The following is a 22,782-nucleotide window of genomic DNA, read 5'->3' on the forward strand; positions in this document are numbered from 1 at the left end:
GTTAATTCCGACTTTTTATCCATTAAAAACTTTATTTTTGTTGAAATTCTAAAACGCCACCTGAGAAGGTTTAAAAGTGAGTTAATGTCGGACGCTGTTGTCATCATCCCAACCTATAATGAGATTGAAAATGTAGAGTCAATCATTAAAGCCGTGTTTTCACAACAGAAGACATTTGATGTGCTTATTGTTGATGATAACTCACCAGATCAAACGGGAACCGCTGTCAAAACGTTGCAAAGCCAATTTAAAGATCAACTTTTTCTCTTAGAGCGTACCTCTAAAAGCGGATTAGGAACGGCTTATATTGCAGGTTTTGAGTGGGCCTTAGAAAAAGGCTACGATTTTATATTTGAAATGGATGCCGATTTTTCTCATAATCCAGATGATCTTCCTAAACTCTATGAGGCCTGTGCCTCAAAAGGTGCTGACATAGCAGTGGGTTCGCGCTATGTAAAGGGAATTACGGTGGTCAATTGGCCTTTATCAAGAATTCTCTTATCTTATGGAGCCTCACGTTACGTGAGATTTATAACACGGATGAAGGTAAAAGACTCTACAGCTGGGTTTATTTGCTATAAAAGAGCCGTTTTGGAAGCTGTTAATCTAAAGAAGATTAAATTTGTGGGTTATGCTTTTCAAATTGAAATGAAATTTAAAGCCCATAAAAAAGGGTTTGAAATTGTTGAAATCCCTGTAATCTTTAAAGATAGAACCAAAGGAAAATCTAAAATGAGCGGCGGTATTATTACTGAAGCGATTTTTGGTGTGATTAGTTTAAAAATTAAAAGTTTATTTACGAAGTAAAATAACATGACGCGAAATACCCTCATAAAAAATGCAAGAATCGTCAACGAAGGAAAAATTGTTGAAGGTGATATTTATATTGAAAACAATATTATAAAGGAAATTGACAGTTCTATAAGTGTAAAGTCGGCAGACATTATGGTTATTGATGCCGAAGGTAATTATGTTTTTCCTGGCATGATTGATGATCAAGTGCATTTTAGAGAACCGGGATTAACCCATAAAGCCAATATAGAAACAGAATCTAAAGCTGCAATTGCTGGTGGTATTACCTCATTTATAGAGATGCCTAATACCAATCCACAAACCACCACCCTTGAAAAGTTAGAAGAAAAATTTGACATCGCAGCGAAGTCTTCTTATGCTAACTATTCGTTTATGTTTGGGGGGACTAATGATAATTTAGATGAAATTTTAAAAGTAGATCCTAAAACCGTAGCCGGATTAAAATTGTTCTTAGGTTCCTCTACAGGAAATATGCTTGTGGATGACCCTAAAGTGATTGAAAAAATATTTTCAAGTACCGATATGGTTATTTCTGTACACTGTGAAGATGAAGCAACCATTAAGGAGAACTTAGCCAAATACGAAGCAGAGTACGGGGATGATATTCCTATGGAAATGCATCTGATTATTAGAAGTGAAGAAGCGTGTTACAAATCGTCTTCTAAAGCTATTGAGTTGGCTAAGAAAACCGGTGCTAGACTGCATATTTTCCATTTATCAACAGGTAAGGAAACCAATTTATTCACCAATAAAATTCCTCTAAAAGACAAAAAGATTACCGCTGAGGTTTGTATTCACCATTTGTGGTTTTCAGATGAAGATTACGCTAAAAAAGGCAGTCATATTAAATGGAATCCTGCGGTGAAAACAGCCGACGATAGAGCGCAATTATGGAAAGCCTTATTAGACGACCGTATTGATGTTATTGCTACCGATCATGCACCACATACCTTAGAGGAAAAAAATAATCCTTATACCAAAGCGCCTTCTGGTGGACCTTTAGTGCAGCATGCGCTAATGGCATTGATGGAAGCGCATCATCAAGGGAAAATTTCAGTTGAAAAAATTGTAGAAAAAGCATGTCATAACCCTGCAATTCTATTTAACGTAGAAAAGCGTGGTTATATTAAAGAAGGTTATTTTGCCGATTTAGTGATTGTAGATCCACAGAGCCCTTGGACCGTTAATAAGAGCAATATCTTGTACAAATGTGGTTGGTCTCCGTTTGAAGGTAGTACCTTTAAGAGTCGTATTACCCACACTTTTGTAAACGGAAAATTAGTGTATAACAACTTTAATGTATTGGATGTTAAAGCAGGAGAACGATTAACTTTTGATAGATAGGATTAAAAAGAAAAGCATGTTAAAGCAGATTAGTTTATTGGTCATTTTAGGCGGAGTAATGTGGGCCTGCGATGGTGTAAAACCACCCGAGAAACCCGAAAACTTAATTTCTAAAGACAAGATGGCTGATCTGCTTTATGAATTGCATATTATTAATGCCGCTAAAGGGGTGAATAGAAAGATTTTAGAAGATCACCACTTTGATCCGGAAGCTTACATTCTAGAAAAATATGAGATTGATAGCCTTCAATTTGCAAAAAGTAATATGTATTACGCCTACGATGCTGAAGCGTATAAAGCCATTGTAGAAGACGCTAAAACCCGTTTAGAAGCGGAAAAAGAGCGTTTAGAAAAGTTAAAAGAGAAGGAAGAAGATTCCATTAAGAAAAGTAAAGCCGCTAAATCTGCTACGGAAAAGAATACTAAACCTAAGCCCTCAAATAATTTAAGTGGAGAAGCGGTCTTTGATAAATAGAGTACTGACGGTCTCTATACTTTCATCTATGGGTGTAAATTCAAAATCTAAGGCCGATTTTAGTTTCGAGTTATCATAATAGGTAAGACTTTGAGCCGATTTTGCCGCTTGCTTAGAAAGAATGCGGGGTTGTCTTAAAATAGCATGCTTAAGCCAATCTAAGCGCCACGCAAGTTGTAATAACCAAGATTTTGCTTCTTTATATGGAGGTTTCACCTTTAAGGCTTTAGCCACTTTAGTGAAAAAGGTTTTAAAGCTTAAGTTTTCTGAAACTAAAATAAAACCTTCATTCTTTATATGGCTTTGCATCAGCATTTCCATCACTTTTACCACATCCCAAATGCCAACATACCCAGTAACCCCAGCGGTGTAAAAACTCTGACCTTCATAAAGGCGTTTAAACAAACTGCCACTACCGGCCCCATGCCAATAGCCTCCACCTAAGATAATACCAGGATTAACAATAACGGCGTCTAAACCTTCTTGGGTTCCTCGCCACACTTCAAGTTCGGCGCCATATTTAGTTATAGCATACACGGTGTTGTCGTCTTCAGGATTCCATTCCGTTTGCTCATGAATATGTTTTTCAGGCCTATTATAATGGCCTAAAGCCGCAATAGAGCTGACATAGCATAATTTTTTAACATCGTGACTCAGGCACAGGTTTACAATATTAGCCGTTCCTTTTATATTAACCGTTCGTAAAAGTTTATAACGATGAGGGTCAAAAGAGACTAAGGCAGCACAATGGTAAACCCATTGAACACCTTTAAACGCATCTTGTAATTGGGGAATGTTATTAATGTCTGCCTCCACCCAATCAATTCTATTAAAAAGCGTATTGGGATGATTAGAAAAATAAGCAAATACATGTTTTACATGCTGCAATGTTTCTTTTCTCCTGTAAGTAGCACGGATAGGAACATCACTTTTTAAAAGTTGAAAAAGAAGATGTGAACCAACCAAACCAGTAGCGCCTGTGACTAATATCATACCACAAAGTTACATTATTTAAGCCTAAATTTTTAGGTGCTTTAAGGAATTCTATGGCTTAAGTAAACTTCCTAAATTGGGTTAAATTTGTCTTTTGTCTTTAAGCATGGAAAGTTATCTTTGCGTAAATCAATTTTGAAAGAAAAAAGCAATGGCAAATAAATTTGTTGAAGAATTACGTTGGAGAGGAATGGTACATGATATCATGCCGGGAACTGAAGAGCAATTAGATAAAGAAATGACCACGGCTTATATTGGTTTTGATCCGACATCAGATTCACTACACATAGGAAGCTTAGTACCTATTATTTTATTGGTGCATTTAGAAAAAGCAGGACATAAACCTGTGGCTTTAGTGGGAGGTGCTACCGGAATGATTGGTGATCCTTCAGGAAAAAGTGATGAGCGAAACTTGTTAGACGAAAAGGCTTTAGCCCATAATGTAGCAGGAATTAAAGGTGTTTTATCACGTTTTTTAGATTTCAATTCTACCCATGAAAACGCGCCGTTGTTAGTGAATAACTACGACTGGATGAAGAACTTTAGTTTTATTGACTTTGCACGTGATGTAGGAAAACGTATTACGGTGAACTATATGATGGCCAAAGATTCTGTAAAGAAACGTTTTAGTGGAGAAGAAGGTAATGTAGGGATGTCTTTTACGGAGTTTACATACCAACTTATTCAAGGATACGATTTTCATCATTTATATAAAACCATAGGTTGTAAATTACAAATGGGAGGAAGTGACCAATGGGGGAATATTACCACAGGTACTGAACTTGTAAGACGTATGCATGATGGTGAAGACCAAGCCAAAGCTTATGCGATGACATGTCCTCTAATTACAAAAGCAGACGGTTCTAAATTTGGAAAAAGTGAAGGTGGAAATGTTTGGTTAGACGCAGATAAAACAAGTGTTTATAAGTTTTACCAATTCTGGTTGAACTCTACCGATGAAGATGCTGAAAAATATATTAAGATTTTTACCTTTTTAGATAAAGAGACGATTGAAAACTTAATAGCAGAACATAAAGAAACGCCACACTTACGTTTATTACAAAAACGTTTAGCCGAAGAGGTAACTGTTTTTGTTCATAGCCAAGAGGATTATGAAAATGCTGTAAAAGCGTCTAAGATATTGTTTAGCAAAGATTTTAAAAACGAAATTAAACAATTATCAGAATCTTTATTTTTAGATGTTTTTGAAGGTGTAAAGCATGCTCAAATTACAGCTGCAGATTTTAATGAAGGTGTTGATATGATTGGAGCTTTAGCAGCTAAAACTAATTTCTTAGCCTCTAACGGTGATGCTAGACGTGCTCTAAAAGAAAATGCAATTGCAGTAAATAAAGAAAAAGTAAAAGAAGATTATATCTTATCGTCGGAAGATTTAATTCACGATAAATACATTATTCTAAGTCGTGGTAAGAAAACCAATTTTATCTTAGAAATCGTATAGATTTCGAACGACTTAAATGTTTAAAAGTCTCATTGGTTTTTCTATCGGTGAGGCTTTTTAATTATAAAAAAAGTGCTCAATAGTATTGAGCACTTCTAACCAATCAATCAACTCATGAAAATTTTCCTTTTTCATAGCATTGATTAAGTCGTATAAAAATAAAGTTCCTTACAAGGCCATTAAATTACATCCTCGAATATCAGAATTATCAAAGCGACCAATAATTTCAAACTGTCCTTGTGGATCTATTTTGCCTAAATCTTGAGTGGCTATAAAGGCACAAGAATTGAGGTTGGCTAAATCTATAACATTAAGTCCTCCAGTTTTGTTTGGCGCTTGAATGCTCAGAGGATCTTCAGGATCTCGGGTTAGGATTTTCATCCATGGTGGGCATTCAAAAATACCCTGACCTTTAGAATAGGCTTGGCTTAATAATTCAGTCATACCGTATTCACTATGTATAGCTTGTGTATTAAAACCGGTTTGTAATATATGGTGTAACTCTTGTCTTATAATTTCTTTTCGGCGGCCTTTCATCCCACCTGTTTCCATAACAATTGTATGTTCTAGATTTAACTCGTGCAGCTCCACCAAATCTAAAAGTGCAAAAGAAACCCCAATTAATAGTGTTTTTTGTTTTTTGGCTTCAAGGGTTTTTAAGGTGTTGGCTAAGGCGTCTAAATTGTTGAGGTAGAATCCGCTCTCCGGTTGTTTTGATTGTGCTATTAAATCGTTCACCATATAAATCAATGAAGAGCCATCACGCTCTAAATAAGACGGTAATAGGGCCAGGACAACATAGTCTTCTACAGGGCCATAAAAGTGTTTAAAAGCCTTGCGATAACTGTTTTCGTAAAGTTTAATGTCATTAACATAATGCTTACTGGTTATACTCCCAGTAGTCCCTGAGCTAGAAAATGTTTTTTCAATAGGGTTTAAGGTGCTAACAACCTTGCGCGATTTAAAGAATTCTATAGGTAAGAACGGAATGTCTGCAAGCTGTTTAATATCTGCAGGGTGCTTATAGAGCAAGTCGCAAAATGAACGATAAACTTTGTTATTTTGAAACTGAAATTTAAAAACTTCTAAAGCCAAAGTTTCAAATTCAGCATCAGATTTTATATTAAAAATGGCGTCTTTAGATATCATGCTGCAAAAATATGGAAAATAAAAAAGCGTAGCTCAAAATTTTGAACTACGCTTTTCTAAAAAGTTAAGAATACAACTTATTTGATAACTAATTTCTTAGTTGTAGAAGCGTTATTCTGAGTGATCTTTACAATGTAAACACCAGACTTTAAGTTAGCCACGTTTAAGGTGTTGTTGGTGATAACTTCGTTTTTAACTTGCTTTCCTAAGATATCAAATACTTGTACCGATATTACTTCAGTATTAACAGAAGTAATAGTTACAGAACCTGTAGTTGTTGGGTTAGGATATACGCTAAAAGTGTTGGTGTTGAAATCATTTACACTTAAGGCTTCAGCAATATCACTAATGTATCTTGGTAAGATCTGGTACTCTCCGTTATATTCACCACCTAATCCTGTTACATTAGAAATAGAAGTTGGTATTGCTGAACCGATTAAATCTTCATCACTAAAACTAGTTCTAGCTGTGGTAGCATCTGCACCATCTGTTAACGTATAGTTTGTGAAGCTTTCAAAGTTGCCTGTTTCAGAAAACATAACATCGGTTACTGTGATTAATCTACTTTCGTAAGCCTCTCCATTGCTAGCAAACTCAGAAGCACTAACACTAATTGGTGTTATAGTATTTCCTGTAGATGAAGCTGCAGCAACATCTTCTGTTGGTGTAAACTGTAATACGCCAAGGTATTCAGAAAGTGTTCCTGTTACACCAGTCATACCATCTCCTATAGCAAATGTAGTCGTGATTATTCCTGCAGGATCATCAATTAAGATTCCTGCTCCAGCATCTTGGATGTATTTTTGGTTTCTTGTACTACTTGTTACGAGGTAAGAGATGATGGCTTCACCTGTTAATTCGTATACGTACTCGTCACCCATATTTCCATTTCTCAATTCAGTGATCGTGGCAACTTGAGCGGTTGTTGTTGGATTAGCAACGCTAAAAGTGATTGAGCTCGTGCTAATTGTACCTGTTGCATCAATTAAATCTGCAGTTACAGCGTAAGTTTCTCCATCTACCGTTGTTATTGAAAAAGGACTTGTAGCATTAGTTGATTCAGTTCCGTTTACAGTGATTGTTACACTTTCACCTCCAACTAAGTTAGCTGTTGTAAACTCTACGTTTACAGAAATAGTCCCTGAGTCAAATTCAGTGTTGTTTGTTGGGGTCGTTATAGAAACACTAGGAGAAGGAGTACCTGTTGAAGAATACGTTCCTACACCTCCAATTAAACTTTCAAAAGTTTCTGTTCCATTCTGGCATACGCCTAAGCCATCTAATGCGCTTACGCCACCGAAAACCCAATTAGTAGGGGTGAAAACAGAATCTGGACCTGTACCGTTAGCGCGCTTTGCATAAGAGTCTTTATACTCCCAATCAGTACCTGAACCATCAGTACCTTCAACACCATATTGGTCTATAACAGAGCTATCAGAGGTTAAAATAATTCTAACTCTATCATCACCGTTTAGGTTCATTGTATTACTCTCTAAAACATTAGCCGTTGCTAAAGAAGGAAAGTCAGAGGCGATTGCATCAGAACTACCAGAAGTTGTAATGTAGACAAAACCATCCGTTACAGTACCTAAGTCTGTTAAAGCTTGTTGATTTCCCCAATCTGTATTTGCATTGGTTTGGTTTTCTATGCTGTATAGGCTAAAGTCTACAGTACCTTCTGCATAGATTTCAAGTAATTTAGGGTTCCCTCCACTACAATCACCATCTACAATCGCGGTAATAATAGGTGATTGCCCATATGTGGCAATACTCATTAAACAAAGTAATAAAAAGTAAATTTTCTTCATAATTGATAATTTATTAATAGGATTAGTTCACAAATATAATAACAAAAACCTAGCTTTTACTAGCCTAATAAGTATTAGTTATTATTTTACAATTCCTTAACAAGGTTAAAATCAGGTGCTTCTTAAAGTCAGTTACTTATCGTTTCAATGTTAGCGAATTGTTATCAATTTTATATCTTTACTATCTTAAGGCAGTTATACTCTATATTTGTCCAACTTTAAAGCTCTTAAATTTTGAATAAAAAGGATATAAAAATATTACTGGTAGACGATGAGCCAGATATTTTAGAAATTGTAGGTTATAATTTGTCTTCTGAAGGTTACCAGGTTTTTACTGGTGAAAATGGTGTTGAAGCTGTTGAAAAAGCTAAAAAACATAAACCTCATTTAATTATCTTGGATGTTATGATGCCTGAGATGGATGGGATTGAGGCTTGTGAACGCCTTAGAGAACAACCCGAGTTAAGCGAAACTATTATTACATTCTTAACTGCGAGAGGTGAGGATTACTCACAAGTGGCAGGTTTTGATGCTGGAGCCGACGATTATATTTCTAAACCTATAAAACCAAAAGTTTTAGTGAGTAAGGTTAAGGCTCTTTTAAGACGCCTTAAAGATGTGGAAGGCGCCACAGATGCTGTGGTTAAAATAGGTGATTTAGTAATCTATAAAGAGGAATATAAAATCACAAATAAAGGCGAAGAAATAACCTTACCTAGAAAAGAGTTCGAATTATTATCTTTATTAGCAACCAAGCCAGGAAAAGTATTTAAACGCGATGAAATCTTAGATAAAGTCTGGGGTAATGAAGTTGTGGTCGGTGGAAGAACCATTGATGTGCACATTAGAAAACTTCGTGAGAAAATTGGTGATAAGTCCTTTAAAACCGTTAAAGGTGTTGGCTACAAGTTTGTGGACTAATGCAAAAAAATAAACTGAGAAAAACCTATAAGTTTGCGCTTAGAACATCGTTATATGTAACCTTGTTTTCTACAGGCCTCGTTATGGCGTTTCAGTACTTTTTTTACGACCTAAGATGGGAGCTTATTTTCTTTCCACTCATTTGTTTTCCCTTGTGTTTTGCTATTGTGCAATACCGTGTAGAACATTTTATCTATAGACGTGTAAAGAAAATATATGACGAAATTACACTGTTAGAATCGACCAACTTAAGGCAACAACCCATTACGACAGATATGGGGACTTTAACTCGGGAAATTGATAAATACGCACGGAGTAAAAAGATTGAAATAGAAACCCTAAAAGTTAGAGAAGAATACCGAAAAGAGTACATGGGGAATGTTTCTCACGAACTAAAAACACCATTATTCACTGTTCAAGGTTACATCCTTACACTTCTAGATGGCGCTATGGACGATGAAAATATTAGACAGAAATACTTAACTAGAGCGAGTAAGGGAGTTGAGCGACTTATCTATATCATTAAAGATTTAGATATGATCAGTAAGCTTGAAGTTGGGGATTTAAGTCTTAACAAAGAAGCTTTTGATATCGTAGAATTGGTGAAAAATGTTTTTGATCTTTTTGAAATGAAAGCCTCTAAGAAGAAGATTACGCTCACCTTTGATATGGAATATAAAACACCCATTATGGTGTATGGGGATGTAGAGCGTATTCAACAAGTGCTTACCAACTTAATCGTTAATTCAATTAAGTATGGTCGAGAAAAAGGAACGACAGAAGTTAGCATAGAAAATCTAATTAAAAACAAAGCCATTATAAGGGTGACCGATAATGGGGAAGGGATTTCTAAACAGAATATACCACGTTTGTTTGAACGTTTTTATCGTGTAGATAAAAGCGGTTCTCGTAAAGAGGGCGGTTCAGGGTTAGGCTTAGCCATTGTAAAACATATTATTGAAGCCCACGAAGAGAAAATTTATATTGAAAGTGAGCTTGGTGTTGGGAGTGAGTTCTCCTTTACCCTTGAAAAATCGAAAACAACTCAGAAAGATTAACCTCCGTTTTTAAAGCTTTAAAACCGGTATATTGGTTAACCTCAGACAGCATTTTAATACTAAATTTATCTTGTTTGCAACACGGTGCCACCTGTTGGTCGTGTAATCGTTTTGCTAGGTACAGTTGTTCAAACTGTCCAGGTGTTGGGATAAAGAAAGCCTTCTTCTCTAGTTTTGCTAAATCCATAATTGTGGTATAGCCCGATCGGCTAAGAATAAGTTCACTTTCGTTAATCCCTTTCTCAAGATCTTCGCTCGTCATAAAATTATAAAACGTTATTGAGCCTTGGACCGTTATGTGCTGTTCAGCTTCTACTTGTCCTTTTATAAATAAAACATTTCCACGGTAATCTTTAAGCTCTTGTATTAACTTTTCTTCTAAGAACGTTCGCTGTGGCTCTGGGCCCGATAAGAGTACTAAAAGCTGATATTTTGTTTGAAAATCTTGCTTTTTAAACCGTGTTAAAGGTCCTATGTAGTTTATGGTGTTGGCCAAAGTGGTACCATGACCCAAATCGCCACTGAGATTAAGCGCTCCGCTATGATCTGGTACCCAACAGGCATTAAATTTCGAAATGATGTTTTGATGTATTTTACTACTCAACCACGTTGTATTGCCGCTGAGGACTCGCAATTGGTGGGTTATAAATACTGAAGGAACCGATTTATGGCGTACCCCAAAGCGGTTGTCCGAGATAATCCCGGAGAGCTCTTCGTCCTTAACCAGGGTTGCAATGCGTTTTTTTTCCTTTTTTATGGTTTTTAACAGGTGAGGCGTGTCTTTCAGTAGTTTCAATTTAAAACTATTTGCTTTCTTTGCATAAGTAATATTATAAGAAGGCAATTCAATAGCTTTTAATTGGGGGAATTCTTTTTTTAAGAGTTCTAAAGCGTAGCCGTCGCTAGCAATAATAGGTTCAAAATCATGAAGTATTAAGGTGTTTATTATAGGAATACACCGTGTGGCATGGCCTAAGCCCCAATTTAATGGAGCGACTAAAATGCGTTTTTTAGGTTGTAATAGTTCCAATCGTCTACGATTTTAAATATCAGTGGATTTAAACAAAGATAAACCTAAAATGTTTCCTTAATTTTACCGAATTATTATTAATGTATAGAAATTAACAGACCAGTGGGAAGTAAAAATAAACTGAAACGCTTTAAAGAAAACGAATCTTTTCATAATGTATATCAACCAACACGCGAAGAAATCGTAGATGCAACCTATAAACTAAAGGGAAAATGGCGATCTGAAGTTTTTAAAAATGACCATCCTTTGGTTTTAGAGTTAGGCTGTGGTAAAGGCGAATATACCATTGGTTTAGCAAAACGTTATCCTAATAAAAACTTTGTTGGTATAGATATTAAAGGTGCACGCTTTTGGCGCGGTGCAAAAACAGCTATAGAAGAAGGAATTCCGAATGCTGCTTTTATTAGAACTCAAATAGAATTGGTCGATTCTGTTTTTGAAGAAAATGAAGTTGATGAAATTTGGATTACATTCCCAGACCCACAAATTAAATATAAGCGTACAAAACACCGTATGACTAACCTTCAGTTTTTAGAACGTTACAAAAAGGTTTTAAAGCCCGATGGTATTATGCATTTAAAAACCGATAGCGAGTTTATGCATGGGTATACCCTTGGGTTATTACATGGTGCGGGGCATGAGGTTTTATATGCTAATCATGATGTTTACAGGCAAGAAGGAAGTCCAGAAGAGGTTACAGAAATTCAAACCTTTTATGAAAGTCAATATTTAGAAAAAAATAAGGCCATAACCTACACTAGGTTTAAAATCAACTAAGTTTGAGTATCACTGTTATTTTTTTTCTAGGGCTAATTGTAGCATTAATAGGTGTTGTACCTCCAGGATTGTTAAACATGACTGCGGCTAGAATTAGTCTTAAGGAAGGGGCCAGTCGTGGAATTATGTTTTCTACAGGCGTCTGCGTCATTGTATTTATTCAAACCTATGTGGCGGCTATTTTTGCGCGCTATCTCTCTAATCATTCAGATATCGTAGCTATTCTACAACGGGTAGCTTTCGTTATTTTTGTACTGATTACGGTGTATTTTCTGCTTTTAGCTTCAAAAGAAAGCCAGCTTAAAAAAGAAAAGGAAATTAAAAGCAAACACGGTCGCTTACTGCATGGTATGCTATTATCTGTACTTAACGTATTTCCAATTCCTTACCAAGCCTATATGACCATCACTTTGGTTTCTTTAGGATGGATGAATTTTGAAAAATTAAGTATCGTGACCTATGTTACAGGCGCTGCAACAGGAACATTTGTGATGCTTTATTTTTATATTTTCTTTTTCGATAAGATAAAGGATCGAAAATTTACATCTCAAAAAAGTATGAATTTGAGTATTGGGATCATTACAGGGTTGGTGGCTTTAGTTACTTTAATTAATATTTTACGTGACTTTTAATTCCTTGTAGACTCTAAATTATCCATAAAATCATAAACGCATGACGCCAGAAACCCTTAGTTTTTACGAAAAAGTATATGAGGTTGCTCGGCGTATTCCCTCGGGAAGAGTTACAAGTTATGGAGCCATAGCTAAATATTTAGGTGCTGCAAAAAGCGCTAGAATTGTAGGCTATGCTATGAATAATTCACATAGCAAAGACGTTCCGGCCCACCGCGTGGTAAATAGAATAGGCCTCTTAACCGGAAAACATCATTTTGAAGGTACCAATCTTATGCAACAATTGTTAGAGAATGAAGGTGTTGAGGTGATTGAAAATCAAATTCAGAATTTTGAAAGCCTATATTGGGATCCTGCTAAAGAGCTCTAAGGCTTATAATCGCTCTTTATTATAATTTCGGTCAATAAATACAGCGGTATTTCCCAATAAAACCTAGCATTTTACTACGATTGCTAACGCTAATCCTACCATTATACAATTCAATTTATCTAGTTTATATTCTAACATTTTCTAAGTATCTTTGCCTTTAGAATTAATCTTAATAAGAAAAGAATCTGCGGCTTCATTTTCAGTCGTTACCTTCTTCAATAGTAACATAATATGAAACTAGTTAAACAAGATATATTAAACGCTTTAAAAACTATTACGGCACCTGGAGAAGGTGAAAATATGGTAGATAGTGGTGCAGTGACAAATGTCGTGACTTTTGCCGATGAGGTTATCGTTGATATTACCATTAAAAACCCAAGTCTACAAGCGCGTAAAAAAACTGAAGTTGAAATTTTACAAACTATCCATAAGTTGGTTTATGAAAAAGCCAAGATAAAGGTTAATGTTAAAGTTGAAGCTCCTGCTGCAGCACCAAAAAACGAAATTAAAGGAAAGGCCATTCCTGGTATACAAAATATCATTGCGGTCGCTTCTGGTAAAGGAGGTGTAGGGAAATCTACTGTTACGGCTAATTTGGCGGTAAGCTTAGCTAAAATGGGCTTTAAAGTGGGAGTTCTTGATGCGGATATCTACGGACCATCAATTCCTATTATGTTTGATGTGGCCAATGAACGTCCTTTATCGGTTAATGTTGATGGAAAATCTAAAATGAAACCTGTAGAAAATTATGGGGTTAAAGTTTTATCTATTGGATTTTTTACCAAACCAGATCAGGCTGTAATTTGGAGAGGCCCAATGGCGTCTAAAGCTTTAAATCAGATGATTTTTGATGCCGCTTGGGGCGAATTAGATTTCTTATTAATTGATTTACCTCCTGGAACCGGAGATATTCACCTTAGTATTATGCAAGCCTTACCAATAACAGGATCTGTTGTGGTGAGTACGCCGCAGAATGTGGCCTTAGCCGATGCTAAAAAAGGTGTGGCTATGTTTCAGCAAGAAAGTATCAACGTTCCTGTTTTAGGGATTATTGAAAATATGGCGTACTTTACTCCTGAAGAACTTCCTGAGAATAAATATTACATTTTCGGTAAAGAAGGAGCTAAATATTTAGCAGAAGATTTAGACGTACCGTTTTTAGGTGAAGTGCCATTGGTACAAAGTATTAGAGAAGCTGGAGATTTAGGTCGCCCGGCAGCGTTACAAACGGCTACCGCTATAGAAGCCGCATTTGAAACCATCACAAGAGATGTGGTGCAACAAGTGGTTTACCGTAACGATAGTTTACCTGAAACAGAAGCTATAAAAATTACAACAATGGCAGGTTGCTCTGCTGTGAAGAAATAGTCATTCAGTCTAAAGAAATTTAGATTCCGAATGAATAAAAAAAGAGGAAATGAGCGCAGAAGAACTTAAAAGTAATGTTGAAAAAGCATTAAACGAAATCCGTCCCTTTTTACAAAGTGATGGCGGGGATATTAACTTATTGTCTATTGATGACGGTAAATTGGTTAAAGTACAATTAGTAGGGGCTTGTACCTCTTGTAGCGTAAATCAAATGACGTTAAAGTCAGGTGTAGAAATGACTATTAAGAAATACGCACCGCAAATAGAACAAGTGGTTAATGTAGAGCTTTAATGTGACTTTTGTCACCAAGTCTCTATAAGAACATCGCTACATTTGTTCTTGAAACCATCGTAATTTAAAAACACCTACTAGGCCTGTACTGAATATGTTTCTGTATGTAAACCTTGTAGGTTTTTAATACTTAAAAAAGAGGTGTTTTTTAGTAAGAAATGCCTTGGCAGTACTAGCATGATTAAAACAGATATACTTATTATTGGCGCTGGCCCAACCGGACTTTTTACGGTTTTTGAAGCTGGTTTATTAAAACTTAAATGTCACTTAATTGACGCTTTGCCACAACCTGGAGGGCAGTGTACAGAACTTTATCCTAAAAAACCTATTTATGATATTCCGGCTTATCCTGAAATCTTAGCAGGCGATTTAACGCACCGATTGATGGAGCAGTGTAAGCAGTTTGAACCAGGGTTTACCTTAGGGGAAAGGGCTGAGACTATAGAGAAGCAAGAGGACGATACGTTTATAGTAACGACCAATAAAGGGACTAAGCACCATGCGCCTGTAGTAGCGATTGCAGGTGGTTTGGGAAGTTTTGAACCTAGAAAACCTTTAATTCATAACATTGCCGATTTTGAAGATCGTGGTGTGGAATACATGATTAAAGATCCTGAAATGTACCGCAACAAAAATGTGGTGATTGCAGGTGGAGGCGATTCAGCTTTAGATTGGAGTATCTTTTTAAGCGATGTAGCTGCTAATGTGACCCTAATTCACAGACGAAATGAATTTAGAGGGCATCTCGATTCTGTAGAAAAAGTCCAAGAGTTAAAAAACAAGGGGAAAATTAATTTAATAACACCTGCTGAAGTTGTTGGTATTGTTGGCGATAAAAGTGTTAAGGCGGTTGTCGTCAAACAAGCACAGCATATAGAAAAGGAATTTGAAATAGAATGTGATCATTTTATTCCACTCTTTGGCCTTTCTCCAAAATTAGGACCTATTGCCAATTGGGGACTAGAAATAGAGAAGAATGCTATTAAAGTGGATAATGCTTTAGATTACCAAACTAATATACCTGGGATTTATGCTATTGGCGATGTTAATACATATCCAGGGAAATTAAAGCTTATTCTTTGCGGATTTCACGAGGCAACATTAATGTGTCAGTCGGCCTACCAACGCATCAACCCAGGGAAACGTTATGTTTTAAAATATACCACGGTTGCGGGTGTAAATGGTTTTGATGGCACACGTAAAGAAGCGCCAAAAGCAGTTGTAAAAGCAATAGATTAAAAGAGAAGCAATCATATACGGTTTCCAAAAAAGGTTAGACTTTGGGAACCTGTTGTTTTCTTTATTAAAGGTTTTACCTACCTTAGTCCTACGGGCTTAAAATAGGGTATTTAAAGAACTAAAAGTCGTCGTTTGAAATAAAGAGACCTGAAGAATCAGGGAAAGCATATGGAACAAGATATTAATATTACAATCATTGATAGAGAAGGCGTAAAACATCAAGTAGAGGCTCCAACTGATATGGCTATGAATTTAATGGAAGTGGTAAGATCTTATGAGCTTGCTCCTGAAGGAACCATAGGGGTTTGCGGCGGAATGGCAATGTGTGCTTCTTGTCAGTGTTATGTTCTGAGTGAAACGGAATTGCCAGAGATGCAAGATGATGAAGAAGCGATGCTTTCTGAAGCCTTTGATGTAAAGGAGAACTCTCGTTTAGGCTGTCAGATTCAAATGACACCAGATATGGAGGGCTTAGAAGTAGAGCTGGCTCCAGAGAGCTAATAGCTAAACCGTTGCTTAGGTTGTTTTATAATCCTTTAAAGGCGTAGGTCCTTCTAAGATAAAGCGGTCAATTTTTAAATTGCCATCTTCAGAGGTCACAACCTGCCATTTAATTAATGAAATGGCTCCGTTTTCAATCTCTAAACCCGTTATGCTTCTAGGGTGTACACAACTCCCATCATTAAAATAAGCAATGTCACCAGGCTCTGGAAATCGTGGCCGATGCGTATGGCCTACAATCGTAATAACATTGTTATTTCTTATAATCCATTCCTTGGTACGCTTTTCAATTTTAATAAGCTCGGTATAATTTTTTGCCGGACTGGTAGGATCAGCGATGCCCATAACATTTAAGGGCTTCCATAACACACGAACCATAAAACGACTCCATTTCCAAAACAAAAAATTCCACCAATCGGCCTGATGGCCATGTGTAAGAAAGAGTTGCTGTTTGGTGTCGGTATGCTCTAAAACAATAGCTTCATGATAGTGGAGGTTGCAAAATAAATCCTCCTCATTTCCGGTTTTAGGATCAAAAAAAGAATAAAGATTTTTTTCTACATATTTAGGATTCCGATAGACCATATCATGATTGCCCCAAATCATGTGTAAACGGTCTTCATCATGAAACTGTTTCATTAACATATACACGTTTTTGTGAGCTTTAAAAATAGATTCAAACGATAAGTTTTCCCAAAGTTCATCTCCATCACCAAGCTCGCAATAACTAAACCCTTTCAGGTAATAATGTCTTAAAGCATGGTAGTAGATGTTTCTATTGTTCGCAAAATCATCAGCAAAACTATTATCTCCGCGATGGCAATCGCTAAAGAGAATGATCTTAGAAGTATCATTAAACGTTAAACGTTTTGCATTTTTATAAGCACGATCTAAGCGGGTTTGTGAAGACATGGTATAAATGTAACTAAAAATGCCTCTCTAAGGTAGAGAAGCATTTTTTTTCGTTTATTAAATAATAGTAGATTTTAAAGTCTGAAGTTCTCAACTTATTTAAAAGCATTAAGACCTGTAACATCAAGCCCTGTAATGAGAAGGTGAATATCGTGTGTGCCTTCATAGGTAATTACACTTTCAAGATTCATCATATGTCGCATTATGCTGTATTCACCACTAATGCCCATACCGCCTAACATTTGTCGAGCTTCTCTAGCGATGTTAAGTGCCATATCTACGTTATTTCTTTTTGCCATTGAGATTTGTGCTGAGGTTGCCGTACCATTTTCGCGCATAACCCCAAGACGCCACGCTAATAATTGAGCTTTGGTGATTTCGGTAATCATTTCAGCAAGTTTCTTTTGTTGCAATTGAAATTGACCGATAGGTTTATCAAATTGTAAGCGTTCCTTACTGTAACGTAAGGCTGTATCATAACAATCCATAGCAGCTCCTATAGCACCCCAAGCAATACCAAAACGTGCCGAGTCTAAACAACCTAAAGGGGCACCTAATCCCGATTTGTTTGGGAGTAAGTTTTCTTTAGGGACTTTGACATTATCAAAAATCAGTTCGCCCGTAGCAGAGGCTCTCAGCGACCATTTGTTGTGCGTTTCAGGAGTAGAGAAACCTTCCATACCGCGTTCTACAACAAGTCCGTGAATGCGTCCTTCTTCATTTTTAGCCCATACCACAGCAAGGTCGCAAAACGGGGCATTACTAATCCACATTTTGGCCCCATTAAGTAAGTAGTGGTCGCCCATATCTTTAAAGTTGGTTACCATACCGCCAGGATTAGAACCGTGATCGGGTTCGGTTAATCCAAAAGAACCCATCCATTCCCCTGAGGCTAGTTTAGGTAAGTATTTTTGGCGTTGGTCTTCATTTCCATATTTCCAAATGGGATACATAACTAATGACGATTGCACAGAGGCTGTACTTCTAACCCCAGAGTCGCCACGCTCAATTTCTTGCATAATTAAACCATAAGAAATTTGATCTAATCCTGCGCCACCATAAGCTTCAGGGATATAAGGGCCAAAAGCTCCTATCTCCGCAAGCCCTTTTACAATTTGAGTTGGGAATTCGGCACGCTGAGCGTAATCCTCAATAATAGGCGAGACGTCTCGTTTTACCCATTCTCTGGCAGCATCACGTATTAATTTGTGCTCTTCAGTTAATAATTCGTCAAGGTTATAATAGTCTGGTGCTTCGAATAAGTCTGGTTTCATTAGAGTGTTTTGTTGGTTATAAACGGGTCAAATCCAAGAACAGTTGCTCAAGGAATTCATGTTGTTTATTTAGTTTCAAACAAAAATAACGAAATCGTTTTCAGCCTACAAAGCAATCTTACATTTTCAAATAAAAATCTTTGGTAAGATTAATGTAGTCTTCAGTGTATTGATGGCGAGCGGTTTCTATAATTAATTCTGAAGTTTCTGTGGTTTTTTCTTCAAAAGAAAATTCTATTAAGCTGCGTTTTACAGCTGTATCGGGGTTGCCTTTTACGTGAAGTTTGCGTTGTGGAGACAAACCTGCTGTTTCGGCTAAAGCGATAAAATTGGTCTCTTCTTTATGCGGAATGATCACAGAAAATACTCCTGTTTCAGACAGTAAGTTTACCACTGCATAGATAAGATGTTCAAAAGGCATGGCGTCATTAAAACGGGCTAAATCTCTTGAAGGATTTTCAGTTTTGTAATCTTCAGAATAAAAAGGAGGGTTACATATAATAAGGTCGTAACGGTCTTCAATTTCTTCAACAAACTCTAAAAGTGAAGCATGATAGCAAAACAAGCGATCTGCCCATGGAGAGTTTTCAAAATTTTCAGAGCATTGTTCATAAGCGTTATCATCAATTTCAAGACCTTCAATATTTTGCGCCGCACTGCGTTGGGCCATCATTAAAGATAAGACACCGGTACCTGCCCCAATATCTAAAACAGAAAATGGTTGGTGGTCTAAGGAGGTCCAAGCGCCAAGTAATACACCATCGGTGCCAATTTTCATAGCACATTGGTCTTGGGAAACAGTAAATTCCTTAAATTGAAATGGTTTGCTCATGGTTTTGTGGTAACTGCAGTCTAAGATTCTAAATAGAGGTCAATAAGGCCTTCTGGAGTTTTAACTTCTATGGTTTGCTGCTCACGGTCTACCTTTACAATAAATTCGTCATTCATAGGAATTAAAATTTCAATACCATCTCTATCAATTTCAAACAAAGCTTGAGCGGTAGAGTCATTAATGCCAGTTATTGTTCCAACAGCACCAAAATTTTGATCTTTTATTTTAAACCCAATAACTTCATGAAAGTAAAATTTATCACCTTCTAGCTTAGGCAGTAAATCTAAAGGGAGGTATAAATCGGTTTTTATAAGCGCATCAGCATCGGCTTCCGTATCTACATCTTCAAATTTTAAACGCAATAAATCGGATTTGTGTAATTGCGACGATTCTACAAAAAAGGGAACAAGGTTACCTCTTAAATCTACAAAAATAGCCTCTAACTGATCGTATAAATCAGGCTCATCTGTATCTAATTTGGCTAAAAGTTCGCCTTTAAAGCTATATTTTTTTACAATTTTACCGAGGTAGAAACAATCGTCTTTTTTCAAAATATCTTAATTATTACAGGGTTTAGGGACTAAAACGTCTAGTAAAGCCCTACAACTGTAGGTTAAAATAATAAGGCGTTTTTAAGAAGGCCTTATTGCAAATTACATTATAAAAAAACCCAGACCTAATAAAGTCTGGGTTTAAAAGTATAAAAAATATTATTTTTTACTCTTCTTCGCTTGAAGCATTTGTGTCTTCAGTTGCAACATCTTCTGCTACTTCTTCTTCAACTACTGGTGCAGCTGCAGCGATACGTGCTTCATTAACAGCTTTTTCAGCGGCATGAGCTTTAGCTTTAGCTTCAGCATCAGCTTGAGATAAACCGTCAGCTTTAGCTTGTACTTTAGCTGCTTTTTCTTCTAACCAAGCGTTGAATTTCTCTTCAGCTTGCTCTTCAGTTAAAGCTCCTTTTCTTACACCACCAGCTAAATGATTTTTAAGCATAGCTCCTTTATAAGATAAAATTGCTTTTGCTGTGTCAGTTGGTTGAGCTCCGTTTTGTAACCATTGTACGGCTCCGTCAACGTTTAACTCAATTGTTGCTGGGTTAGTGTTTGGATTGTAAGCCCCTAATTTCTCAAGGTATTTACCATCTCTTTTTGCGCGTGAATCCGCTGCTACGATCCAGTAATAAGGTTTTCCTTTCTTACCGTGTCTTTGTAATCTAATTTTTACAGGCATAATAATTAATTAATGAGGTTCTCGACCTCTGTTATTAATGAGGGCGCAAAGATAATATAAATTTTTAATATTCAGTAAGATAATTTGTAAGGTGTAAAAAGAAATGCCTATTTAAAGGCATTATGAAAAATTATTATATTTTTGGCGCTCTTGTTTCCCTATATTTGGGGGCATCTACAAAAATATTTTACAGAATATGAAAAAACTACTTCTCCTATCCCTTGTTTTTCTAACGATGTATAGCTGCGGCGACGAAGTTCAATTTAACACTCCTGCTTTTCAAGGAGACCGTGAAAATGAACTTTGGAGAGCTAAAAGCTTTTCAGCAAGTATAGATGCCAATGGCTTTCTTACCATTACCGGTGCTAATAATTACGAAACGGTAGAACTTACAGTACCTTCGGTTATTGAATCGGAATTTATTGTAGGAGATATAGATGTTATTGAAGCCAAATATACCGACGGTTTCGGAACTGAATATTCTACAACAAATACCCCTGATGAAAGTGTCTCAGTATATCCTGAACTCGGTGAAATTACTATCGAAGAAATTGATGTGGTGAATAAAACATTTACAGGAACGTATCGTTTTTTAGCGTTTGATGCTTCTGGATTAAATTCTGTTGGGTTTACCAATGGAATCTTCTTTAAAGTTCCTTTGCTTTCTGGTGAATTGCCAACGGACCCAATTACTTGTTTAGATGTAGAAACGGCTGCACAAACGGCTTTATTGGCATACCAAGCAACGTTTTCTCCAGATTTAGAATTTGTAAGTAGAGCGGCTTTTGAAGCGGCATGTACTGCTTACAGTCAGGCTTTAACCGAGCAACGTACCTTTTGTGGTGATGCCGATGGTAGCTTACAAGCAGCAATAGAAGCTTTAGATGGTTGTGCGTTTCCTTGTGATTTAGCTGTAGCAAATGTTACTGAAGCTGAAGCACAATACACCACAGCAACCATTGGAAATTACGTTGAAAAATGTGATCAGTATAGTTTATACTTACAAGAACAAATAGATATTTGTGGTGACGCCGATGGAAGTATTCAAGCAGAAATAGACAGTTTAAATTGTGGTGATACGGATTCGGACGGTGTGCCAGATGTGTTTGAAGATTTTAATGTTGATGGCGACTTAGATAACGATGATATAGACAATGATGGTATTGCTAACTATTTAGATAATGAGGATGATGGCGATGGGATACTGACATTCTATGAAGCTAAAGATGCTGATGGAAACCCGGTAGATACAGATGGTGATGGTGATTTCGATTATTTAGATAATGACGATGATGGTGATGGAGTACTCACAGCAAATGAAGGTGCAGATCCAAATGGTGATGGAAATCCTGATGATGCTCTTGATACAGACGGTAACGGTGTGCCAGATTATTTGCAAGCCTAATTGGTTTAAAACATAAACTTTTTAAAAGCGTTAATTCATTGGGATTAGCGCTTTTTTGTTAAATAGTATTAAGACTTTGTTAAAGATGTTAATTCATTTTCTAAAGGCGTTTATAACGTTTATCTTGAAGATGATGTGAAACAATACGCATCATTAAAAAAGGTATTGAAATCTCAAAATGATAAAGATATTATGACGTATAGTGAAGAAATTTCAAATCAATTAAATGAATTATTAGAAAAAAACTACGATGCCGAAAAAGGCTATTTAAATGCTGCCGATAATGTAGAAAGTAAGAACTTAAAGATCTTTTTTAAGCGCCGTGCTTCTGAACGTAGTGAATTTGCCAAAGAATTACGAACGGAAATTTTACAATATGGTGAAATTCCCGAAGACTCAGGAAGTTTTAAAGGGGTTGTTCATAGGAATTGGATGTCTTTAAAATCGACCTTTAGTAGTAATAATGAGGAAGCTATTTTAGAAGAAGCTTTAAGAGGTGAAAAAGCGAGTTTAGAAGAGTATAACGATTTAATCAAAGAACCAAACTTGCCACCAAGTATTGATGCCTTGTTATTAAAACATAAAAACGCCATCCAAGCAGCCATTAACACTGAAAAAGTGGAAGAAGAATTATTGGCCTAAAGGATAATTCATAGAAATAATAAAAGTCAACTTTAAAAAGTTGGCTTTTTTTTTGTGCTTAAAAACTAAAATTCATTTTATAAGCGTTTAAATTCTATGTAATTTTATCCGCTCATTTTTTTTCAAACTCAGAAAATCTTTAAAGTTAATATTTTGATTTTAAGTGCTTGTTTATTAGTTTTTTAGAGGCTTTTTGAGGTGTGTTTATCCTCTTGAAAGGCTTCAAGAAATTTTTAAATGTTGAAAAAATAT

General features: G+C 36.3%; 24 protein-coding genes. 15 read left to right on the forward strand and 9 right to left on the reverse strand.

Annotated elements, in window-relative coordinates; translation table 11 throughout:
- The first annotated feature begins 84 nt into the window (after nucleotides 1-84).
- From DFQ08_RS03355 to DFQ08_RS03365, 3 genes are read left to right on the forward strand one after another with little or no spacing between them, the layout of a single operon-like run.
- A complete protein-coding gene (locus DFQ08_RS03355; RefSeq protein ID WP_114308370.1) occupies nucleotides 85-807 on the forward strand; it encodes a polyprenol monophosphomannose synthase in 723 nt (240 codons plus the stop codon).
- Between the two features lie 6 nt (nucleotides 808-813).
- Nucleotides 814-2,157, forward strand: coding sequence for a dihydroorotase (locus DFQ08_RS03360; RefSeq protein ID WP_114308371.1), 1,344 nt, complete (start codon nucleotides 814-816; stop codon nucleotides 2,155-2,157).
- 16 nt (nucleotides 2,158-2,173) lie between these two features.
- Entirely contained in the window at nucleotides 2,174-2,632 is a 459-nt protein-coding gene (locus DFQ08_RS03365) for a DUF4296 domain-containing protein (RefSeq protein ID WP_114308372.1), read from the forward strand.
- Here the strand turns inward: DFQ08_RS03365 and DFQ08_RS03370 are convergent.
- The gene (locus DFQ08_RS03370; RefSeq protein WP_114308373.1) at nucleotides 2,603-3,625 is read right to left on the reverse strand and encodes an NAD-dependent epimerase/dehydratase family protein; all 1,023 of its coding nucleotides are present in this window, start codon (nucleotides 3,623-3,625) and stop codon (nucleotides 2,603-2,605) included. The two genes, DFQ08_RS03365 and DFQ08_RS03370, sit on opposite strands and share 30 nt — an antisense overlap.
- A 151-nt stretch (nucleotides 3,626-3,776) precedes the next feature.
- Here DFQ08_RS03370 and tyrS point away from each other — a divergent pair, with 151 nt between their 5' ends.
- Nucleotides 3,777-5,087, forward strand: coding sequence for a tyrosine--tRNA ligase (tyrS, locus tag DFQ08_RS03375; RefSeq protein ID WP_114308374.1), 1,311 nt, complete (start codon nucleotides 3,777-3,779; stop codon nucleotides 5,085-5,087).
- A 168-nt stretch (nucleotides 5,088-5,255) separates the two neighbouring features.
- On the opposite strand, the gene DFQ08_RS03380 is transcribed toward tyrS, so the two are convergent.
- Nucleotides 5,256-6,236, reverse strand: a complete 981-nt coding sequence (locus DFQ08_RS03380; RefSeq protein WP_114308375.1) for a LuxE/PaaK family acyltransferase — start codon at nucleotides 6,234-6,236, stop codon at nucleotides 5,256-5,258.
- Between the two features lie 77 nt (nucleotides 6,237-6,313).
- Nucleotides 6,314-8,044, reverse strand: coding sequence for a T9SS type A sorting domain-containing protein (locus DFQ08_RS03385; RefSeq protein WP_114308376.1), 1,731 nt, complete (start codon nucleotides 8,042-8,044; stop codon nucleotides 6,314-6,316).
- A 234-nt stretch (nucleotides 8,045-8,278) separates the two neighbouring features.
- Here DFQ08_RS03385 and DFQ08_RS03390 point away from each other — a divergent pair, with 234 nt between their 5' ends.
- Together DFQ08_RS03390 and DFQ08_RS03395 are read left to right on the forward strand one after the other, a co-directional pair.
- The gene (locus DFQ08_RS03390) at nucleotides 8,279-8,965 is read left to right on the forward strand and encodes a response regulator transcription factor (RefSeq protein WP_114308377.1); all 687 of its coding nucleotides are present in this window, start codon (nucleotides 8,279-8,281) and stop codon (nucleotides 8,963-8,965) included.
- Complete coding sequence (locus tag DFQ08_RS03395; protein WP_114308378.1) at nucleotides 8,965-10,023, forward strand: sensor histidine kinase; 1,059 nt, start codon at nucleotides 8,965-8,967, stop codon at nucleotides 10,021-10,023. Before DFQ08_RS03390 ends, DFQ08_RS03395 begins: the two co-directional genes overlap by 1 nt.
- Here DFQ08_RS03395 and DFQ08_RS03400 read toward each other — a convergent pair.
- Nucleotides 9,986-11,053 carry a glycosyltransferase gene (locus DFQ08_RS03400; protein ID WP_114308379.1) on the reverse strand — a complete coding sequence of 356 codons (1,068 nt, stop codon included), beginning with the start codon at nucleotides 11,051-11,053 and terminating at the stop codon, nucleotides 9,986-9,988. The genes DFQ08_RS03395 and DFQ08_RS03400 overlap by 38 nt on opposite strands.
- Nucleotides 11,054-11,155: 102 nt before the next feature.
- On the opposite strand from DFQ08_RS03400, the gene trmB reads away from it, so the two are divergent.
- From trmB to DFQ08_RS03435, 7 genes are all read left to right on the forward strand, one after another.
- The gene (gene trmB, locus DFQ08_RS03405) at nucleotides 11,156-11,830 is read left to right on the forward strand and encodes a tRNA (guanosine(46)-N7)-methyltransferase TrmB (protein ID WP_114308380.1); all 675 of its coding nucleotides are present in this window, start codon (nucleotides 11,156-11,158) and stop codon (nucleotides 11,828-11,830) included.
- Nucleotides 11,831-11,832: 2 nt separating this feature from the next.
- Entirely contained in the window at nucleotides 11,833-12,462 is a 630-nt protein-coding gene (locus DFQ08_RS03410) for a LysE family transporter (protein WP_114308381.1), read from the forward strand.
- Between the two features lie 40 nt (nucleotides 12,463-12,502).
- Complete coding sequence (locus DFQ08_RS03415) at nucleotides 12,503-12,832, forward strand: MGMT family protein (RefSeq protein ID WP_114308382.1); 330 nt, start codon at nucleotides 12,503-12,505, stop codon at nucleotides 12,830-12,832.
- Between the two features lie 231 nt (nucleotides 12,833-13,063).
- Entirely contained in the window at nucleotides 13,064-14,200 is a 1,137-nt protein-coding gene (locus DFQ08_RS03420) for an Mrp/NBP35 family ATP-binding protein (RefSeq protein ID WP_114308383.1), read from the forward strand.
- Nucleotides 14,201-14,249: 49 nt separating this feature from the next.
- Nucleotides 14,250-14,492 carry a NifU family protein gene (locus tag DFQ08_RS03425; RefSeq protein WP_114308384.1) on the forward strand — a complete coding sequence of 81 codons (243 nt, stop codon included), beginning with the start codon at nucleotides 14,250-14,252 and terminating at the stop codon, nucleotides 14,490-14,492.
- Nucleotides 14,493-14,669: 177 nt separating this feature from the next.
- The gene (locus tag DFQ08_RS03430) at nucleotides 14,670-15,731 is read left to right on the forward strand and encodes an NAD(P)/FAD-dependent oxidoreductase (RefSeq protein ID WP_114308385.1); all 1,062 of its coding nucleotides are present in this window, start codon (nucleotides 14,670-14,672) and stop codon (nucleotides 15,729-15,731) included.
- A gap of 168 nt (nucleotides 15,732-15,899) precedes the next feature.
- Complete coding sequence (locus DFQ08_RS03435) at nucleotides 15,900-16,232, forward strand: 2Fe-2S iron-sulfur cluster-binding family protein (protein ID WP_114308386.1); 333 nt, start codon at nucleotides 15,900-15,902, stop codon at nucleotides 16,230-16,232.
- Nucleotides 16,233-16,247: 15 nt separating this feature from the next.
- Here the strand turns inward: DFQ08_RS03435 and DFQ08_RS03440 are convergent, their stop codons facing one another.
- The 5 genes from DFQ08_RS03440 to DFQ08_RS03460 all read right to left on the reverse strand — a co-directional run bounded on the left by DFQ08_RS03440 (nucleotide 16,248) and on the right by DFQ08_RS03460 (nucleotide 20,483).
- The gene (locus DFQ08_RS03440; RefSeq protein ID WP_114308387.1) at nucleotides 16,248-17,144 is read right to left on the reverse strand and encodes a metallophosphoesterase family protein; all 897 of its coding nucleotides are present in this window, start codon (nucleotides 17,142-17,144) and stop codon (nucleotides 16,248-16,250) included.
- A 95-nt stretch (nucleotides 17,145-17,239) separates the two neighbouring features.
- On the reverse strand, nucleotides 17,240-18,418 hold the full coding sequence (locus DFQ08_RS03445) for an acyl-CoA dehydrogenase family protein (protein ID WP_114308388.1): 1,179 nt from the start codon (nucleotides 18,416-18,418) through the stop codon (nucleotides 17,240-17,242).
- 118 nt (nucleotides 18,419-18,536) lie between these two features.
- Entirely contained in the window at nucleotides 18,537-19,250 is a 714-nt protein-coding gene (locus DFQ08_RS03450) for a tRNA1(Val) (adenine(37)-N6)-methyltransferase (RefSeq protein ID WP_114308389.1), read from the reverse strand.
- Between the two features lie 20 nt (nucleotides 19,251-19,270).
- Nucleotides 19,271-19,801, reverse strand: a complete 531-nt coding sequence (gene rimM / locus DFQ08_RS03455; RefSeq protein WP_114308390.1) for a ribosome maturation factor RimM — start codon at nucleotides 19,799-19,801, stop codon at nucleotides 19,271-19,273.
- A gap of 166 nt (nucleotides 19,802-19,967) precedes the next feature.
- Nucleotides 19,968-20,483, reverse strand: a complete 516-nt coding sequence (locus DFQ08_RS03460; protein WP_114308391.1) for a 30S ribosomal protein S16 — start codon at nucleotides 20,481-20,483, stop codon at nucleotides 19,968-19,970.
- 196 nt (nucleotides 20,484-20,679) lie between these two features.
- Between DFQ08_RS03460 and DFQ08_RS03465 the strand changes: the two genes are divergently transcribed.
- Both DFQ08_RS03465 and DFQ08_RS03470 read left to right on the forward strand, forming a co-directional pair.
- Nucleotides 20,680-21,888, forward strand: a complete 1,209-nt coding sequence (locus DFQ08_RS03465; RefSeq protein ID WP_147269438.1) for a DUF6252 family protein — start codon at nucleotides 20,680-20,682, stop codon at nucleotides 21,886-21,888.
- A gap of 192 nt (nucleotides 21,889-22,080) precedes the next feature.
- Nucleotides 22,081-22,530 (forward strand): ferritin-like domain-containing protein, encoded by a 450-nt coding sequence (locus tag DFQ08_RS03470; protein ID WP_114308393.1) that lies wholly within the window; start codon nucleotides 22,081-22,083, stop codon nucleotides 22,528-22,530.
- Nucleotides 22,531-22,782 lie beyond the last annotated feature (252 nt).

The sequence above is a fragment of the Winogradskyella arenosi genome (genome assembly GCF_003337305.1).
In the GTDB taxonomy this organism is placed as follows: domain Bacteria; phylum Bacteroidota; class Bacteroidia; order Flavobacteriales; family Flavobacteriaceae; genus Winogradskyella; species Winogradskyella arenosi.

Bases quoted from the DNA above. Each gene is read 5' to 3' on its own strand.
- DFQ08_RS03355 (WP_114308370.1), top strand. From the start codon at position 85: ATGTCGGACGCTGTTGTCATCATCCCAACCTATAATGAGATTGAAAAT.
- DFQ08_RS03360 (WP_114308371.1), top strand. From the start codon at position 814: ATGACGCGAAATACCCTCATAAAAAATGCAAGAATCGTCAACGAAGGA.
- DFQ08_RS03365 (WP_114308372.1), top strand. From the start codon at position 2,174: ATGTTAAAGCAGATTAGTTTATTGGTCATTTTAGGCGGAGTAATGTGG.
- DFQ08_RS03370 (WP_114308373.1), bottom strand. From the start codon at position 3,625: ATGATATTAGTCACAGGCGCTACTGGTTTGGTTGGTTCACATCTTCTT.
- tyrS (WP_114308374.1), top strand. From the start codon at position 3,777: ATGGCAAATAAATTTGTTGAAGAATTACGTTGGAGAGGAATGGTACAT.
- DFQ08_RS03380 (WP_114308375.1), bottom strand. From the start codon at position 6,236: ATGATATCTAAAGACGCCATTTTTAATATAAAATCTGATGCTGAATTT.
- DFQ08_RS03385 (WP_114308376.1), bottom strand. From the start codon at position 8,044: ATGAAGAAAATTTACTTTTTATTACTTTGTTTAATGAGTATTGCCACA.
- DFQ08_RS03395 (WP_114308378.1), top strand. From the start codon at position 8,965: ATGCAAAAAAATAAACTGAGAAAAACCTATAAGTTTGCGCTTAGAACA.
- DFQ08_RS03415 (WP_114308382.1), top strand. From the start codon at position 12,503: ATGACGCCAGAAACCCTTAGTTTTTACGAAAAAGTATATGAGGTTGCT.
- DFQ08_RS03420 (WP_114308383.1), top strand. From the start codon at position 13,064: ATGAAACTAGTTAAACAAGATATATTAAACGCTTTAAAAACTATTACG.
- DFQ08_RS03425 (WP_114308384.1), top strand. From the start codon at position 14,250: ATGAGCGCAGAAGAACTTAAAAGTAATGTTGAAAAAGCATTAAACGAA.
- DFQ08_RS03430 (WP_114308385.1), top strand. From the start codon at position 14,670: ATGATTAAAACAGATATACTTATTATTGGCGCTGGCCCAACCGGACTT.
- DFQ08_RS03435 (WP_114308386.1), top strand. From the start codon at position 15,900: ATGGAACAAGATATTAATATTACAATCATTGATAGAGAAGGCGTAAAA.
- DFQ08_RS03440 (WP_114308387.1), bottom strand. From the start codon at position 17,144: ATGTCTTCACAAACCCGCTTAGATCGTGCTTATAAAAATGCAAAACGT.
- DFQ08_RS03445 (WP_114308388.1), bottom strand. From the start codon at position 18,418: ATGAAACCAGACTTATTCGAAGCACCAGACTATTATAACCTTGACGAA.
- DFQ08_RS03450 (WP_114308389.1), bottom strand. From the start codon at position 19,250: ATGAGCAAACCATTTCAATTTAAGGAATTTACTGTTTCCCAAGACCAA.
- DFQ08_RS03460 (WP_114308391.1), bottom strand. From the start codon at position 20,483: ATGCCTGTAAAAATTAGATTACAAAGACACGGTAAGAAAGGAAAACCT.
- DFQ08_RS03465 (WP_147269438.1), top strand. From the start codon at position 20,680: ATGAAAAAACTACTTCTCCTATCCCTTGTTTTTCTAACGATGTATAGC.
- DFQ08_RS03470 (WP_114308393.1), top strand. From the start codon at position 22,081: ATGACGTATAGTGAAGAAATTTCAAATCAATTAAATGAATTATTAGAA.